The following is a 1,948-nucleotide window of genomic DNA, read 5'->3' on the forward strand; positions in this document are numbered from 1 at the left end:
TTTTCGCTTGTGTTACCCATATCAGGACACATCCCTTCGTTAATATTATATTTCACTAAAGGGTGTCCATGAAACTATACTAGCATCAAAAGCCCAAACAAAAAGGCATCTTCGCATGAAGATACCTTAGAAATTAAACGCAACTTGTCCATACTCAGAAACAATTACTTCATCTTCCGTATTAATTTTTCCTTCCTTATTGTTTGGATTCAAAGCATTATCTAAGCATTTTTTTACAGAATGTCCTACTGCCTTTCCAAGAAGGGGAGGAACTGCATTACCTATCATTCTATACTTAGAAGCAAGGGAGTCACTAACAAATACAAAATCGTCTGGAAAGGATTGAATTCTTGCTACCTCTCTTACACTGTATCTCCTATCTTCAAGAGGATGTATAATACCACAGTTTTCAGGAGTAGCGGCCGCTGTAATTGTTCCATTTATCTCATTTCTTGCGAAACGTCTATAAAAGTTAGGTGCTCTATATTTTTTCATATTATCTCTTATTCTTTTTAAACGTGGAGGAAGTATTTCGTAAGGGATGTCTTTCCATGAACCACCTTCACTAATATAAGGAATTAATGCCTTCGATTGTGGAGAGAACTCCCATACTTCATCTTGGTTTGGTGTTCCTGCTGGAACATTTATTATATTTCCAACTGTTAAAGAAGGGTCATCGGGAGAATGAGTAGGTCTTGGAAATTCATATTTCACATTTAAGTCGTTCCTAAAAGCCACAAAAACTACCCTGTATCTTTGCTGTGGAACACCATAATCACTTGCTTTCAGTAGCTTATATTGAACACTATAACCAGGTTCAATTGCTTCTAAGAAATTTACGATAGAATGCAACAACAAAGAACCATCTTTATTTTTAGTTGACAAAATCCCTCTAACATTCTCAAAGATAACAGCCTTTGGTTTTTTGTCATTTATAACCCTCAGACATTCTTCGTAAAGTGTTCCCCTTGCATCTTCTACACCCAACCGATTACCAGCCGAAGAAAACGGTTGGCATGGAAAACCTGCTACTAATACATCACAATCAGGGATATCTTTTAAATCAATATTTCTTATATCCCCTTCTACTATATTTCCGATATTATGTTGGTAAGTAGTTACAGCATGTTTATCAATATCATTTGCCCAAACAACCTTAAATCCTGACATCTCAAGACCTAAGTCTAAACCTCCACAACCACTGAAGAGAGAGACAATTTTGTATGGCTCATTATTAATCAATTCTTATACCCCCAAACAAAATTATCAAATTTACATACAAAAATAATTGTAAAAAATAAATTTATAATGAAATTTAATTATACAATAGACACGTTCTTATTTACAGAGAATAAAATTTCCTTATTCCTCACCATCCATTTTAACAGACTTCCTCTAAATCTCGCCAATGGTTTTTTCCCTAAAATATATAGGGTTTTTTATCCATTTATCTTTCCCCAACTTTTCTGCATCATGCTTGGGTATTGGAATCGGATTAATTCCCTAGTCTTCTAACATCTTTGTAAACTTATCAATTTTATATTTACTGTACTTTTCCTTTTCTCTTCCTTTGCAATCCACTTTTAAGTCTTTCAATCTATCAAATCCATGACGTGACACATCACACAAAAATTCTCTCAATTTACTCTTATCTCCTTCTTTTATATTGCTTTTATCTATGATTTTTTCCGATGCACTAATAGGGTAGTAATCCCCTTTGAAGAAAATTGGACAAATGTTTTTTGTCATATACCTGAATCCGTGACGAAATTTCCGCTTAAAGGCAAACAAATCGCATAAAATTTAGTATAATTAGTATATCAGACAAATTAAATTCATTCCACATTCAGGTGATCTCAGTATGTGTCAAGTTTTTCTCGATAAGGTTTAAATATCGGGATTCCAAGACACTCTTTTTGTACACTTTCGTATAGATTGATAACGGGGG

Annotated in this window: 2 protein-coding genes; both read right to left on the reverse strand. The window is 34.0% G+C overall.

What is annotated here, in order from left to right:
• Nucleotides 1–126: 126 nt before the first annotated feature.
• Nucleotides 127–1,242, reverse strand: coding sequence for a DNA cytosine methyltransferase (locus tag IC21_RS10190; RefSeq protein ID WP_029143152.1), 1,116 nt, complete (start codon nucleotides 1,240–1,242; stop codon nucleotides 127–129).
• Between the two features lie 261 nt (nucleotides 1,243–1,503).
• Nucleotides 1,504–1,749: a hypothetical protein gene (locus IC21_RS10195; protein ID WP_029143151.1), complete on the reverse strand. Its 246-nt coding sequence runs from the start codon at nucleotides 1,747–1,749 to the stop codon at nucleotides 1,504–1,506.
• Between the last annotated feature and the right edge of the window lie 199 nt (nucleotides 1,750–1,948).

Source organism: Heyndrickxia coagulans DSM 1 = ATCC 7050 (assembly GCF_000290615.1).
Taxonomy (GTDB): Bacteria; Bacillota; Bacilli; order Bacillales; family Bacillaceae_C; genus Weizmannia; species Weizmannia coagulans.

What these genes read in the sequence shown, in the direction of transcription:
- IC21_RS10195 (WP_029143151.1), bottom strand. Translation starts at nt 1,749, where the DNA reads ATGACAAAAAACATTTGTCCAATTTTCTTCAAAGGGGATTACTACCCT.